The sequence below is a fragment of the Actinocatenispora thailandica genome, from assembly GCF_016865425.1.
GTDB classification, from domain to species: Bacteria; Actinomycetota; Actinomycetes; order Mycobacteriales; family Micromonosporaceae; genus Actinocatenispora; species Actinocatenispora thailandica.
Window position 1 is genome coordinate 2,971,181 of sequence record NZ_AP023355.1, and the last position, 13,425, is coordinate 2,984,605.

Sequence of the window (13,425 nt, forward strand, 5' to 3'; positions counted from 1 at the left end):
CGGTCGCTCAGGGGCGGATGCCGGCCAACAGGTTGCGCACCAGGGCATCGGCGAAGGCGGTGTCGATCGGCTGGTCCGGCAGCAGCAGCCGGTGATAGCAGGCGCCCCAGAGCTGGTCCACGAGTACCTCCGGGTCGACCTCGGCGCGGACCTGGCCGGCCCGTTGCGCGCGGCCGATCCGGTCGACCGCGAGCGCCCGGCGGGGCCGGGTGTGCCGGCTGGCGATCGCGCCGGCGAGCTCCGGGTCGGCCTGCGCGGCGCCGACCAGCTCGGCGATGACCCGGCCGGCGGGTCGCTCGGTGAGCAGCCGCACGAACGCGTGCAGCTGGCTGGTGAGGTCGCGCTCGATCTCGCCGGTGTTGGGGAACGCCAACGTGTCCTCGACGGCCGCGAAGTACCCGTCGAGGGCGAGCGCGCCGGGCGACGGCCACCATTTGTACAGGGTCATCTTGCTGGCGCCGGCCCGCGCGGCGACCTTCTCGAACGTCACCGCGCCGAGCCCGTGCTCGAACAGCAGTTCACCGGCGGCGGCGAGGACCGCTCGTCGTACCGCGGCGGCGGGCCGGCGACCCCGGCCCGGTCGCAGTGCTGCCTGGTCGCTCATGTCGTCTCCCTCACTGTGCTTGCAGTATATGGACGGCGCGTCTACATTCAAATTAATGGACGAACAGTCCACAACAGTGGAGGCGATCATGCAGACAGCGCAGCGGGTGGCGATCGTGACCGGTGGGTCCGGCGGCATCGGCCGGGCGACCGCGGCCCGGCTGGCCGCCGACGGGATGGCGGTGGTGGTGCACTACGCCCACCACCGGGCGCCGGCCGAACAGGTGGTTCAGGCGATCACCGAGGCCGGCGGCACCGCGGTCGCAGACGGCGGCGACATCGCCGACGAGGCGGCCATGACCGCCCTGTTCGACCGCGCGCAGCAGCGGTTCGGCGGGCTCGACGTGCTGGTGCACACGGCCGGCATCATGCCGCTCGCTCCGGTCGAGCAGCTCGATCTCGACGTCTTCGACCGGGTCCAGCGCACCAACGTGCGCGGCACGATGGTCGTCGACCAGCTCGCGGCGCGGCGGCTCCGGTCCGGTGGGGCGATCGTCAACTTCTCCACCTCGATCACCAGGTTGCAGACCCCCGGCTACGCCGCGTACGCCGCGTCCAAGGGCGCCGTGGAAGCGCTGACGCTCATCCTTGCCCGGGAGCTCGCCGGTCGGGACGTGACGGTCAACGCGGTCGCGCCCGGGCCGACCGCCACGCCGCTGTTCTTCGAGGGCAAGCCGCAGCAACTGATCGACCAGATCGCCGGCGCCAACCCGTTCGGCCGGCTGGGCACGCCGGAGGACATCGCCGAGCTCGTCGCGTTCCTCGCCGGCCCGGGGCGCTGGATCAACGGACAGGTGCTCTACGCCAACGGCGGGATGGCCTGACCCGTCGGCCTTCGCGTCACCGGCCGGAGAGGAACGCGGTGACTCGGGCGATCACCGCGGTGTCCCGCAGGATCCGCTGATGGCCGAGACCGTCGGTGACCATCAGCGCGCCGGCGGGCCACCGGTCGGCGAGTCGCCGACCCTGCTCGAAGGGCACCTCTCGGTCCTGCCGGTCATGCACCACGAGCATCGGTGGGCAGTGCGGCGGTGCGGACGCCGCCGCGACGTCGAAGTCGGCCAGCGGCCGCCCGGCCAGCGTCGTCAGGCGGCGGCGCAGCGCCGCCTCGACCCGGCTGCCGGCGCCGATGGCTGCGGTGAACTCGCCGAGCCGGCCGAGCGGATCGGCGGCCGGCGCGACGAACGCCAGTGGCGCCGGTGCCATGCCGTCCGACAGGGCCACCAGCGACGTGGCGCAGCCGAGAGAATGGGCCAGGACGCCGGCCGGTGGGCCCAGCTCGGCCACCACGGCGGCCAGCGCGTCGACCATCTCTGCTGCGGTGACGCGACGCGGGCCGAGCGCCCCCGGTCCGGAATCGCCGTGGCCCGGGCTGTCGAATGCCACGACCCGGTGGCCGGCGGTGACCAGCGGCTCGACGTACGCACCGAGCTGGCCGCGCCAGCCGCCCCACCCGTGTACGAGATAGACCGGTGCCGCCCGTTCCGGCCCCCACGACTCGACCGCGATGCGCTGCCCGCGGCCGGTGCGCAGGACGTCGTGCCGGCTCGGTAGGGCCGGCCGGTCGTCCCGCCGGCGCCCCCGGCCGGCCGGCGGGGTGCACCACAGCAGCGCCGCCCGCCGGCCGCCGAGTGCCGGGACGAGCCGCTCCGCGGCGCCGAACGCGAGCCGGATCGCGCGCATGCGCGGGCCGATCTTCATACGAACGATCGTGCTTTTTTCTGGCGAGCCAGTGGTCGTGGTCACGGGTGCTCCTTCATGGCTGTGGCTCGGTCGTCGTCCGCGGTCGAGCCGTCAGGTGGCGATGTCGGCGAGTAGCGCCTCGAACGAGGCCCGGGCATGGGTTTCGGCCGCCGGATCGGCGAGCAGCCGGTGCGTCAGGTAGAAGACCAGCAGCACGCCGTACAGGTCGTGGGCGAACTGGTCGGCATCGACGTCGGGGCGCACCTGCTGGACCGAGATCCCGCTGCGACAGACCTGGCCGATCGTGTCGAACAGGTCCTGGTGGTCCTGCGCGAGCTGGTCGCGCAGCGCACCGGGCTGGCCGTCGAACTCGGTGGCCGCCTTGACGAACAGGCATCCGCCGGGGACGCCGTCCCGGCCGCAGGCGAGCCAGCGCTCGAACAGTTCGCGGATCCGGGGCAGGCCGCGCGGCGCGGTCAGTGCCGGCCGCACGACCAGGTCGATGAACGTCTCGCGGGCCCGGGCCAGCGCGGCGAGCTGCAGCGACTCCTTCGACCGGAAGTGCGCGAACAGCCCGCTCTTGGACATCTGCTGGGCCCGGGCGAGCTCGCCGATGGTCAGCCCGCCCAGGCCGACGCGGAAGGCGAGTGCCACCGCCGTGTCGACGATCGCCTCCCGGGTCTGCGCGCCCTTGGTCATCTGCACAGAATCGCACGACCGTACGGGTCTGTCCAGGCGCGTGGTGCCACGGTCGGCCGGGCCGATACCGGCGTTCGCGTACGTCCGGCGGGTCGCTGCTGCGTTCGCGAAGGTACGCGCTGACCGTGCGCGGCATGGTGCGCGCCGGCCTGGGGCTCGGCGCCGCGCTGCGCATCGCGCTCGCCGCCGACACCGTGTCGATCGTGGTGATGGAGATCATCGACAACCTCACCGTGCTGGCGATCCCCGGCGCGATGGTCGCCGGGCTCGGCTCGGTGCTGTTCTGGTCGTCGCTGCTGATCGCGCTGGCGCTCGCGCTCGTGGCGGCGACGCCGGTCAACCGGTGGCTGATCTCGCGGGGACGTGGCCACGCCGTCGCTCACCGGTACCACCACGGGCACGGTCACTGATTCTTGAAATATGAGATTGTCGTTCCGAATAACGAGACACCTGGTTACGGTCGAGGCATGACGAGCAACGTGTACACCCATGGGCACCACGAGTCGGTGCTGCGGTCACACCGGTGGCGGACGGCGGCGAACTCGGCCGGCTACCTGCTGCCGGACCTGTCCGCGGGCATGTCGGTGCTGGACGTCGGGTGCGGGCCCGGCACGATCACCGCCGACCTCGCCGAGCTGGTCGCGCCGGGCCGGGTCACCGCGCTGGAGCGGACCGGCCCGGCGCTCGACCTGGCCCGGGCCGAGGTCGGCCGGCGCGGCCTGGACAACGTCGACTTCGTCGTGGACGACGTGCACCACCTGCGCTTCGGCGACGACAGTTTCGACGTGGTCCACGCGCACCAGGTGCTGCAACACGTCGCCGATCCGGTGCTGGCGCTGTGCGAGATGCGTCGGGTGTGCCGGCCCGGCGGCACCGTGGCCGCTCGCGACGGCGACTACGCCGCCTTCACCTGGTACCCGCAGCTGCCCGAGCTGGACGAATGGCTTGCACTGTACCGATCGGCGGCCCGGGCCAACGGCGGTGAGCCGGATGCCGGGCGGCGGCTGCTGGCCTGGGCCCGGCAGGCCGGATTCACCGACATCACTCCGAGCGCCAGCGTCTGGTGCCACGCCACCCGGGCGGACCGGGAGTACTGGGGCGGCATGTGGGCCGAGCGCATCGTCGCCTCCGACCTGGCCCGGCAGTTGGTCGAGTCGGGCGCCGCGACCCGTGCCGACCTGGACCGGGTTGCCGCCGCGTGGCGTGCCTGGGCCGACGACGAGGACGGCTGGCTGAGCCTGCTGCACGGCGAGATCCGCTGCCGCGCCTGAGTTTCGGTCGCTCCGGGCTGCCCGGGCCGGCCGCCCGGGACCGGCCCGTCCGGCTCAGGTCCGCCCACCCGGTGGGACGGCCGGGGCCGACCGGCCAGGCCCACGTTCGCGCCCGGTCCACATCCCGCCCGTGCCCGGATCCGGCCGGCCGCCCCGGTCTCGGCCGGCTGGGGAAGGTCGGGGCCGGTCGGCCGGGAGGGTCAGGACCGGTCGGCCGGGCCGGCCGGGGAAGCTCAGGACCGGTCGGCCCGGCCGGCCTGGTCGGCGGCGAGGCGGCGCAGGTGCGGACCGTACTCGGGATCGGCCAGCGCGGCGGCGAACTGCGCGGTCAGGTAGGCCAGCGGGTTGCCGGTGTCGTACCACTGGCCCTGGATGACCTTGCCGTAGACCGCGTGGTGCGCGGCGTACGCGTTGATCGCGTCGGTCAGGTAGATCTCGCCGGTGCGGTGCTCGTACCAGCGCCTGGTCTGCTCGGCGAGCTCGTCCACGATGCCCGGGGTGATCACGTAGCCGCCGATCGCGGCGTAGTTCGACGGGGCGTCGGCCGGGTTCGGCTTCTCCACCAGGCCGCCGATGCGCAGCAGCCCGGCGCCCAGATCCTCGTTGACCGTGGGCACCCCGTACCGGACCGAGTCGGCCGGTTCCATCGGCATCAGGGCGAGCACCGGGCAGCCGGTCTTCTCGTACCCGGCGATCAGCTGCTGGGCCCGCGGCACGCTGGCGACGAACACGTCGTCGGGCCACAGCACCAGCACCGGCTCGTCGCCGAAGTTGCGGGCCGCGTTCAGCACCGGGGTCCCGTTGCCGTACGGGCCGTGCTGGTCCAGGTAGGTGATGTGGCCCTGCCAGGACAGCTCGCCGACCTCCTCCACCGCGTCGGCGTAGGCGGTCTTGCCGTCCGCGCGCAGCCGCGCCACCAGGGCCGGGTTGGGCCGGAAGTGGTCCAGGATCAGCGACTTGCCCTCGGACACCACGATGGTGATGTCGGTGATGCCTGACGCGATCAGTTCCCGGACGGTGTGCTCGATCACCGGCTTGTCGCCGACCGGCAGCATCTCCTTCGGCGTCGCCTTGGTCAGCGGCAGCAGCCGCGACCCCAGGCCCGCGGCCGGAATGACGGCCCGGCGAATCGTGGTTGCCATGGTCCTCCTCGTCGACGGTGACGGCTTCGCGCGCGAGTGCCGCAGACGCTACCAACCGCCGGTTCCGACCACGCCAGCCAGGCCCGCCGCGTCGCCCCGGCTACCAGCCGTCAGCCCCGCATCGAGGCCAGCACCGTGTCCAGCGGGGTGGCGGTCAGGCCGAGTGCGGCCTCGGTGGCGCCGGCATCCATCGTGAACGGCCGTGCCCACTGGTAGTAGGTGGTGCGCATCTCCCGCAGGAACGCGTTGCCCAGCCCGGCGCCCCACAGCACCGGGTACGGCAGCGCGGTGAGGCGGGGCGCCGACGCCCCGATGACCGTCGCGTACCGCCCGGCGAGTTCCCGGACGGTCAGCGGCGCGGTGCTCGGCACCAGCCAGGCCCGACCCCAGGCGGCCTCGGTGGTGGCGGCGGTGACCAGGGTGCGCGCCATGTCCGCGATGGCGGTGAAGGTGTGCGGCACGTCGACCGGCAGCACCGAGTAGCACCGCTTCCCGGCTCGGATCGGGGTCTCCAGCATGGCGCTGAACACCGAGTTCGCCTCGAGGTAGTCGCTGGCCCGGACCTCGGTGGCACGGATCCGGCCTGCCTCGTGGTCGGCGAGCGCCGCGCGCCACATGTCCGCCCGGATCCGCAGCTTCGGGTGGGTGGCGGCGAGCGGGGTGGCCGGCGTGATCGGCGCGTCGACCGGGCCGTACCCGTACAGGCAGCTCGCCGTGGCGAGCACCGCGCCGGTGTTGGCCGCGGCGAGCCGGAGCGCGCGGGCGAGCGGTGGCCAGTCGGTCAGCCACCGGTGGTACTGCGGGTTCGCGCAGTTGTAGATCACCTCGGCGTCGGTGGCCAGTTCGGTGAGCCGGTCGGCGTCGGTCGCGTCGGCGGCGACCCGCTCGACGTCGATCGGGCCGCTGCCGCTGCGGGTCACGACCCGGACCTTCTCGCCGCGCTCGACCAGGACCCGGGCGGTGGCGGTGCCGACCGGGCCACCCCCGACGATCACGTGCAGGCCCATGATGGTTCCTCCGTTCACAATGGAGATCAGTGCTCTCGTTTGAGACCACTATTCGCGCTGGCCTGCTCGTTGTCAAGAGCACTGCTCTCGATTGTGTGCGATACTCGCGACATGGTGGAGCGTGGCACGTCGATTCGGGCCCGGGTCCGGGCCGAGCTGACCGAGGAGATCAAGAAGGCGGCGCGCGGGCAGCTCGCCGCCGAAGGCGCGAACCTGTCGTTGCGCGCGGTCGCCCGCGAGCTGGGCATGGCCTCGTCCGCGGTGTACCGGTACTTCGCCAGCCGCGACGAGTTGCTGACCGCGCTGATCATCGACGCGTACAACGCGCTCGGCGCGGCGGCCGAAGCCGCCGACGCGCAGCACCGGCGGCGCACCGACTTCGCCGGCCGGTGGGTCGCGGTGGCCCGCGCGCTGCGGGAGTGGGCACTGGCCGCGCCGAGCGAGTACGCGCTGGTGCTCGGTAGCCCGGTGCCCGGCTACCGGGCGCCGCTGGACACCACCGGCCCGGCCAGCCGCACCCCGTTCGTGCTGGTGGGCATCGTCCGCGAGGCACATGCCGCCGGGCAGCTGGCGCCGGCGACCGCGGCGCCGCTACCGGCCCGGCTGCGCGCCGAGCTGGCCGCACTGGCGCGCACCGTCGAGGTCGATCTCGACGAGCCGATCCTGGCCAGCACCCTGCTGGCCTGGTCGCAGCTCTACGGGGCGATCAGCTTCGAACTGTTCGGTCAGCTCAACAACATGATCGACCGCCGCACCGAGTGGTTCGACTACCAGGCCCGCACCATGGCCGCCCAGATCGGCCTGCGCTGAGGCGGCCGGCGGCCCCGCTCCGACCGGACGCGCCAGCCGGCTCTCGGCCGGCGTCAGCGCTCGACCGGGCAGCCGTCGCGGTCCGGATCGAAGCGGAGCGCGGCGCGCAGGTTGTACTCGGCGATCGCGGCGAACCCCGCCCGGTCCGGGACGTCGCCGTCGAGCAACCGCAGCGGCCCGGCGACCAGCGAGAGGTGCTCTGCCAGCGTGTAGAACCGCAGCCGGTCCGGGTCGAGTGCGCCGCGAACCAGCAACGGATGGTCCGCACCGAAGCGGATCCGGGCGAAGGCGTGCTCCCATTCGGGGTCGAAGTACATCGCGCCCTCGATGTCGATGAGCACCGGGGCGCCGTCCGGCCGTACCAGCACGTGGTCACCGCCCAGCTCGCCGTGGATCAGCCCGACCGGCCGGCGCGGCGACACCCGGTCACACAGCGCGCGCAGCATCGTGGCCAGCCGGTCCTCGGCGGCGGCGAGCCGCGGCTCGCGACGCGCGGCCTCGGCCAGGTCGGCCAGTGCGCGGTCGGACACGATCCGCTCGCACCGGGTTTCGCCGATCCGGGCGCCCGACTCGACCGGGCCGACCTTACCGATGGCGGGGGCGGGGCAGCGGTGCATCCGCTCCAGCGCGGCCGCCAGGGCGTCCATCGTGGACGGTTGCGGCCCCTGCCGCAACCGCGCCTCCAGCGACGGCCCGGCGACATCCTCGACGACCATCACGTCGGCATCGAGCCAGCGCCGCTGCGCGTCACCGAGCAGAATCTCCGGAACGCCCACGCCGAGCTCGGCCAGCCGCCGGTGCGCCGACACGAACAGCTGGTACCCGCTGGCGTGCGCGAAGGGCTCGGCCGAACCCTCGACCGGCCGCGTCGCCGCCGGCCAGAGGTCCTCGTCGGGCCGCCACAGGTAGACCACGACCGTGGAACCGTCGTCGAGCCGGACCCGGTAGACGCCCTTCTTCGAACCGCCGGTCAGGCGGTCGACGGTCACCGGGCGGCGACCGGTCGCGGCCCGCACCACCGGGGCGAGTGCGGTCGGGTCCACCGTGCGCCGCATGCCGCCACCTCTCCTCGTGGACGGCGATCATGACACCGGCCGAGCCGCGACGCCAACCGGGTTCGGCGCCGAGCGAGCACCCCGGTCGCCGGCTACAGGTGCCCCTGGGCTGCCGGGTGCGGCGGGGCGGGTGCACTGCCGGCGTGCGCGGTCTGCAGGAAACGGGCCAGCTCGCCGGGGTCGATGCCGAGCTGACCGGCCCGCTGCGCTGCCATCAGCAGCAACTGGGCGACGAGGTCGGTGCCGTGCTCGGGGTCCGCGGACCACTCCCACGGCTTCTCGAAGCCGAGATCGCTCGCCTCGGCGGCGAGTCCGTAGCCGGCCTGCAGCGCCGCGACGGTGTCCGCGATCGCCGCGAGCCGGGTCGGCCCCGGCCGCACGCAGCGCAGCCCGGGCAGCTCGGCGCCGAACCAGCGACAGCCGGCCGGCGGTGCCGAGCGCACCGCGCCGTAGTCGGCCGGCGGTCCCAGCGGCACGAACAGCAGCACGAAACCGTGCACCGGCCGCCCGGACCGGTCCGCCAGCTCGACCCGGATCTCCTGCTGCGCGGCCGATCTGGACAGCCCGAGGCGGGCGCCGAGCTGCTCGCGCAGCTCCCAGGTGATCGACCGCGGGTCGTGCGCCAGCACCTGCTCGCCGTCCGGCACGGTCGCCGCCCACCCGTCGTCCCGCTGCTCGACGGTCGCCACGAATCGCTTCATCGTTGCCCCCGATCTGGCACACCGGTGGATCGGCCAGCCGCCGACGGCGGTACCGATGGGGGAGAGGCTAGGTCGGGGGTACGACATGTTGTGCCGGCCGACTACGCGCCCACCTCGCCCCGGCCCGGCGGCGGCCCCCGGCCGCCCGGACCGGCTCGGCCGCCCGGCAGCCGGTCAGCGGGGCAGCCAGCTGTACAGGTGTTCCGGCCGGCCGGTGGTGCCGTAGCGCAGCGTCATGGTGGCGCGGCCGGATTCGGCCAGCGAGGCCAGGTAGCGCTGGGCGGTCGCCCGGGCGATGCCGAGCTCGGCGGCGACCGTGGCGGCCGACCGGGGCTCGGCCGCGGCCTGCAGCGCGTCGGCCACCAGCCGCGCGGTGACCGGGGAGTGGCCCTTCGGCGCGGCGGTACGGTCGCCCTCGTGCAGCAGCCGGATCGCCCGGTCGATGTCCGGCTGGGTCAGCGTGCCCGGAGCCGCCAGCGCGGCCCGGTACCGTGCGTAGCCGCGCAACCGGTCCGCCAGCTGCTCCGCGGTGAACGGTTTGACCAGGTAGTTGAGCGCGCCGTGGGCGTACGCGGCGCGTACCGTCTCGGTGTCGGCGGCCGCGGTGAGCAGGATCGCGTCCACCGACACCTCGCGCAGCAGGGTCAGCCCGGAGTCGTCCGGCAGGTACCGGTCGAGCAGCAGCAGGTCGGGCCGGGTCTCGGCGGCCAGCCGGCGCCCGTCCGCGACGGTGCGTGCGGTGCCGACCACGGTGAACCCGTCGACCTGCTCGGTGAAGGCGACGTGCACCTCGGCGACCCGGAAGTCGTCCTCCACCACCAGTACCTTCAGCACCCCGCCCCCTCCGCGCCGGCTACCGCTCGTCGACCAGTACACCAGCCCGGCCGGCCGGCGGCACGGCTGCGTCGAGGCTGGCCGGTAGCTGTGCGACGAAGACCGCGCCGTGCCCGGCACCCGCGCCGAGCTCGGCCGAGCCAGCCTCGTCCGTCCCGGCTGGCCCGTCTGCCCCGACTCCGGACGCCACGGTGCCGGCGTCGGCGAGCCGGACGTCGCCGCCGAGGGTACGGGCGGCCTGCCGGGCGAGGCACAGCCCGAGCCCGTGCCCGGCGCTGATCCGGGTGGTGAACCCCTCGGCGAAGACCTGGGTCCGCAGCGTGGCCGGCACCCCGTCACCGGAGTCGGCCACCGACACGTGCAGCGCGTCCCCGTCGGCGAGCAGGGTGATCTCGACGTACGCCGGCTGCCGGGTGCCCAGCCGGGCGGCCCGGATGGCGTTGTCGACCAGGTTGCCGACCACCGTGGTCACGGCGACGGGCGCGGTGACCCGCCCCGGTACCCAGCTGACGTCGGCGACCCGCAGCCGCACGCCGGCCTCGGCGGCTTCGGCGGCCTTCGCGGACAGGAACGCGTGCAGGTACGGGTCGCGGACCCCGTCCGGTGCCGGTCCCAGCTCGGTGGGCGCGTCCTGCAGGGCGTGCAGGTACTCGACCGCCTCGGCGTGGTGGCCGGTCTGCAGCAGCCCGGCGAGGGTGTGCAGCCGGTTCGCGAACTCGTGCCGCTGCGCCCGGACCGCGCCGGACAGCGACCGGACCGTGTCCAGCTCCCGGGTCAGCGTCTCGATGTCGGTACGGTCCCGCAGGGTCAGCACCGTGCCCAGGTCGTGACCGTCCCGGCGTACCTGCCGGCTGGTGGCGACGAGCACCCGGTCGCCGGCGATCGCCATCATCCGTTCCTGGTCGGTACGCCGGGACAGCGCGGCGCGGACCCGGATCGGCAGGTCCAGCCCGGCGGCGCGGGCACCGATCGGTGGCCTGCTGCCGAGCAGCCGGGCCGCCTCGTCGTTGCACACGGTGATCCGGCCGGCGGCGTCGGCGGCGACCACGCCCTCGCCGACCCCGTGCAGCACCGCCTCGCGTTCCTGCACCAGCTCGGCCAGCTCGCGCGGTTCCAGGCCGAGCGTCTGGCTCTTCAGCCGCCGGGACAGCAGCGCGGAGCCGGCGACGCCGAGCAGCAGCGCGCCGCCGGCGAACAGCGCCGCGTCGGCGAGCACCCGCAGCCAGTTGGCCCGCACGTCGTCGGCCGCGAACCCGACGCTGACCTCGCCGACGACCCGGTGCTTCGCGTCGAACACCGGCACCTTGCCGCGGGCCGACCAGCCCAGCGTGCCGCGCTGCACGTCGACCACGTCGTGTCCGGCGAGCGCCTCGGACGGGTCGGTCGACACGTGCCGGCCGATCTCGGCGGGGTTGGGGTGCGCGAGCCGGATCCCGCGCGCGTCGGTGACCACGACGAACAGGGCGCCGGTGGCCCGCCGTACCCGCTCGGCGTCGGTACTGACGACCGGCACGTCACCGGCCGCGACCGCCTCGGCGATGTCCGGGTCGGCGGCGACCGCGTGCGCGACGGCGAGCGCGCGCCGCTCGTACTGGTCGGTGAGCTGGCGGTCCATCAGCCAGCCGACGAGCGTGAACCCGACCCCGACGACCAGTAACACCACGCAAATCTGAAACAGCAGAATCTGGCGGGCAAAACGGATGTGCGCCAGCCGGCGCACCGCGGTGGCGTTCGTAATGCGCGAAACGGTGTTAACGCGGATTGAACGAACAATTTCGAGAAGGTTCCGCACGTGAGCCAGTTCACCTAACGTTCCGCGCCGAGGCAAGAGGTCGCGCGCATCCGTCCGTCGGGTCGTGCGACGGCCGAAGCCGCCGAGGTCGGGCGGCGACCGAGCCTGCCAGGGAGGAAATCCATGAACGACCCCGTGATCGAACTTCGGGGTGCCACCAAGCGGTTCCCGAGCGGTTCCGGCCAGGCGCACACCGCGGTGCGCGATCTGACGATGCGGGTGGCTGCCGGTGAGTTCGTCGCCGTGGTCGGGCCGACCGGCTGCGGCAAGTCCACCACGTTGTCGCTGGTGTCCGGGCTGGAGCCGGCGAGCGAGGGCGAGGTACTCGTCCGCGGCGAGCGGGTGCGGTCCATCCCGCACGGCGTCGGGTACATGTTCCAGAACGACGCGATCCTGCCGTGGCGCTCGGTGCTGGACAACGTCGCCGCCGGACCGCGCTACCGCGGCGCGAGCCGTGCGGCGGCCCGTGCCCAGGCGGCGGGATGGGTGGAACGGGTCGGCCTCGCCGGCTTCGCGAAGTACTACCCGCACCAGCTGTCCGGCGGGATGCGCAAGCGGGTGGCGCTGGCGCAGACGCTCGTCAACGAGCCCGAGATCATGCTGATGGACGAGCCGTTCAGCGCGCTGGACGTGCAGACTCGGGCGCTGATGCAGGACGAGCTGCTGCGGCTGTGGGCCGGTACCGGCGCCGCCGTCGTGTTCGTCACGCACGACCTGGAGGAGGCCATCGCGCTCGCCGACCGGGTGGTCGTGATGACCGCGAGTCCGGCGACCGTCAAGGACGTGTTCGAGGTGCCGCTGTCGCGCCCGCGCAACGTCGAGGAGGTACGGCTGACCGCCGAGTTTCTGGAGATCTACCGCGAGGTGTGGGAGAGCCTGCGGGTCGAGGTGGCGCGGGCGCGCGGGGAGGCCAGCCGTGTCGGGTGACCATCTGTCCATAGTGGACAACGGTGCGGCGGCGATGGCCGCCGAACAGCGACCCACCGGAGTACCGGAGCTGGTCGCCCGCCGGCGGCGCCGGCGCGGCGCGGTCTGGGCGGTCCGGCTCGCCGCGGTCGTGGTGTGGCTGGTCGGCTGGCAGCTGACCGCCACCTACTGGATCGACCCGTTCTACTACTCCAAGCCCACCGCGATCCTGGACCGACTGGTCGGCTGGTTCAGCAGGGGCACCGCGTTCGGCTCGATCTGGACCCAGATCGCGGTGACGCTGGAGGAGGCGGTGCTCGGGTTCGCGATCGGCGCGCTGGCCGGCGTCGTGCTCGGCATCGTCCTGGGCCGGGCCCGGTTCCTCGCCGACGTGGCGGCACCGTTCATCAAGGCGGCCAACGCGGTACCGCGCATCGTGCTGGCGTCGCTGTTCATCATCTGGTTCGGCCTGGGCATGTCGTCGAAGGTCGCCACCGCGATGGTGCTGGTGTTCTTCGCGGTGTTCTTCAACGCCTTCCAGGGCGCCCGCGAGGTGGACCGCAACCTGGTCGACAACGCCCGGATCCTCGGTGCCAGCCGGATCGCGGTGCTGCGCAGCATCGTGGTCCCGTCCGCCACCTCGTGGATCTTCGCCTCGCTGCACTCGGCCTTCGGGTTCGCCCTGATCGGCGCGGTGGTCGGCGAGTTCACCGGCGCCGACAAGGGGCTCGGCCTGCTGATCAACAACGCCCAGGGCACGTTCGACTCGGCCGGCATCTACGCCGGAATGATCGTGGTGACCGTGCTCGCGCTGGTCGCCGAGTGGCTGATCTCGACCGCCGAGAAGCGGCTGCTGCGCTGGCGGCCACCCAGCGCGGGTACCGCGGCACAGACCTGAGCGGTTCCGCGCCCCGACAGTCGT

Annotated in this window: 15 protein-coding genes; 6 read left to right on the top strand and 9 right to left on the bottom strand. The window is 73.5% G+C overall.

The annotated features are described in order from the left end of the window. Window positions 1-7: 7 nt before the first annotated feature. A complete protein-coding gene (locus Athai_RS13175) occupies window positions 8-604 on the bottom strand; it encodes a TetR/AcrR family transcriptional regulator (RefSeq protein WP_203961760.1) in 597 nt (198 codons plus the stop codon). Window positions 605-659: 55 nt separating this feature from the next. Between Athai_RS13175 and Athai_RS13180 the strand changes: the two genes are divergently transcribed. Next, complete coding sequence (locus Athai_RS13180) at window positions 660-1,427, top strand: SDR family oxidoreductase (RefSeq protein ID WP_239156906.1); 768 nt, start codon at window positions 660-662, stop codon at window positions 1,425-1,427. A gap of 16 nt (window positions 1,428-1,443) precedes the next feature. On the opposite strand, the gene Athai_RS13185 is transcribed toward Athai_RS13180, so the two are convergent. Continuing rightward, complete coding sequence (locus Athai_RS13185; protein WP_203961761.1) at window positions 1,444-2,349, bottom strand: alpha/beta hydrolase; 906 nt, start codon at window positions 2,347-2,349, stop codon at window positions 1,444-1,446. Window positions 2,350-2,397: 48 nt separating this feature from the next. Continuing rightward, window positions 2,398-2,985 carry a TetR/AcrR family transcriptional regulator gene (locus tag Athai_RS13190; protein ID WP_203961762.1) on the bottom strand — a complete coding sequence of 196 codons (588 nt, stop codon included), beginning with the start codon at window positions 2,983-2,985 and terminating at the stop codon, window positions 2,398-2,400. A 125-nt stretch (window positions 2,986-3,110) separates the two neighbouring features. Between Athai_RS13190 and Athai_RS13195 the strand changes: the two genes are divergently transcribed. Together Athai_RS13195 and Athai_RS13200 are read left to right on the top strand one after the other, a co-directional pair. Continuing rightward, window positions 3,111-3,395 carry a DUF4396 domain-containing protein gene (locus Athai_RS13195; RefSeq protein WP_275422434.1) on the top strand — a complete coding sequence of 95 codons (285 nt, stop codon included), beginning with the start codon at window positions 3,111-3,113 and terminating at the stop codon, window positions 3,393-3,395. 69 nt (window positions 3,396-3,464) lie between these two features. Then, a complete protein-coding gene (locus Athai_RS13200; RefSeq protein ID WP_203965628.1) occupies window positions 3,465-4,256 on the top strand; it encodes a methyltransferase domain-containing protein in 792 nt (263 codons plus the stop codon). 233 nt (window positions 4,257-4,489) lie between these two features. On the opposite strand, the gene Athai_RS13205 is transcribed toward Athai_RS13200, so the two are convergent. Then, on the bottom strand, window positions 4,490-5,398 hold the full coding sequence (locus Athai_RS13205; RefSeq protein WP_203961764.1) for a UTP--glucose-1-phosphate uridylyltransferase: 909 nt from the start codon (window positions 5,396-5,398) through the stop codon (window positions 4,490-4,492). A gap of 110 nt (window positions 5,399-5,508) precedes the next feature. Then, window positions 5,509-6,405, bottom strand: a complete 897-nt coding sequence (locus tag Athai_RS13210) for an NAD-dependent epimerase/dehydratase family protein (RefSeq protein ID WP_203961765.1) — start codon at window positions 6,403-6,405, stop codon at window positions 5,509-5,511. 111 nt (window positions 6,406-6,516) lie between these two features. Here Athai_RS13210 and Athai_RS13215 point away from each other — a divergent pair, with 111 nt between their 5' ends. Beyond that, entirely contained in the window at window positions 6,517-7,215 is a 699-nt protein-coding gene (locus Athai_RS13215) for a TetR/AcrR family transcriptional regulator (protein WP_203961766.1), read from the top strand. Window positions 7,216-7,268: 53 nt separating this feature from the next. Here Athai_RS13215 and Athai_RS13220 read toward each other — a convergent pair whose 3' ends face one another. The 4 genes from Athai_RS13220 to Athai_RS13235 all read right to left on the bottom strand — a co-directional run bounded on the left by Athai_RS13220 (window position 7,269) and on the right by Athai_RS13235 (window position 11,465). After that, window positions 7,269-8,270: a phosphotransferase family protein gene (locus Athai_RS13220; protein ID WP_203961767.1), complete on the bottom strand. Its 1,002-nt coding sequence runs from the start codon at window positions 8,268-8,270 to the stop codon at window positions 7,269-7,271. Window positions 8,271-8,362: 92 nt separating this feature from the next. Further along, on the bottom strand, window positions 8,363-8,971 hold the full coding sequence (locus tag Athai_RS13225; RefSeq protein WP_203961768.1) for a hypothetical protein: 609 nt from the start codon (window positions 8,969-8,971) through the stop codon (window positions 8,363-8,365). 174 nt (window positions 8,972-9,145) lie between these two features. After that, the gene (locus Athai_RS13230) at window positions 9,146-9,805 is read right to left on the bottom strand and encodes a response regulator (RefSeq protein WP_203961769.1); all 660 of its coding nucleotides are present in this window, start codon (window positions 9,803-9,805) and stop codon (window positions 9,146-9,148) included. Window positions 9,806-9,824: 19 nt separating this feature from the next. Beyond that, window positions 9,825-11,465 carry a sensor histidine kinase gene (locus tag Athai_RS13235; protein WP_275422435.1) on the bottom strand — a complete coding sequence of 547 codons (1,641 nt, stop codon included), beginning with the start codon at window positions 11,463-11,465 and terminating at the stop codon, window positions 9,825-9,827. A gap of 255 nt (window positions 11,466-11,720) precedes the next feature. On the opposite strand from Athai_RS13235, the gene Athai_RS13240 reads away from it, so the two are divergent. Together Athai_RS13240 and Athai_RS13245 are read left to right on the top strand one after the other, a co-directional pair. Continuing rightward, complete coding sequence (locus tag Athai_RS13240; protein ID WP_203961770.1) at window positions 11,721-12,524, top strand: ABC transporter ATP-binding protein; 804 nt, start codon at window positions 11,721-11,723, stop codon at window positions 12,522-12,524. Next, entirely contained in the window at window positions 12,514-13,401 is an 888-nt protein-coding gene (locus Athai_RS13245) for an ABC transporter permease (protein ID WP_239156907.1), read from the top strand. Before Athai_RS13240 ends, Athai_RS13245 begins: the two co-directional genes overlap by 11 nt. Window positions 13,402-13,425: the final 24 nt, after the last annotated feature.

Coding starts and splice junctions, on each gene's coding strand:
- Athai_RS13205 (WP_203961764.1), bottom strand. CDS start 5,398: ATGGCAACCACGATTCGCCGGGCCGTCATTCCGGCCGCGGGCCTGGGG.
- Athai_RS13175 (WP_203961760.1), bottom strand. CDS start 604: ATGAGCGACCAGGCAGCACTGCGACCGGGCCGGGGTCGCCGGCCCGCC.
- Athai_RS13180 (WP_239156906.1), top strand. CDS start 660: ATGGACGAACAGTCCACAACAGTGGAGGCGATCATGCAGACAGCGCAG.
- Athai_RS13220 (WP_203961767.1), bottom strand. CDS start 8,270: ATGCGGCGCACGGTGGACCCGACCGCACTCGCCCCGGTGGTGCGGGCC.
- Athai_RS13225 (WP_203961768.1), bottom strand. CDS start 8,971: ATGAAGCGATTCGTGGCGACCGTCGAGCAGCGGGACGACGGGTGGGCG.
- Athai_RS13190 (WP_203961762.1), bottom strand. CDS start 2,985: ATGACCAAGGGCGCGCAGACCCGGGAGGCGATCGTCGACACGGCGGTG.
- Athai_RS13240 (WP_203961770.1), top strand. CDS start 11,721: ATGAACGACCCCGTGATCGAACTTCGGGGTGCCACCAAGCGGTTCCCG.
- Athai_RS13210 (WP_203961765.1), bottom strand. CDS start 6,405: ATGGGCCTGCACGTGATCGTCGGGGGTGGCCCGGTCGGCACCGCCACC.
- Athai_RS13215 (WP_203961766.1), top strand. CDS start 6,517: ATGGTGGAGCGTGGCACGTCGATTCGGGCCCGGGTCCGGGCCGAGCTG.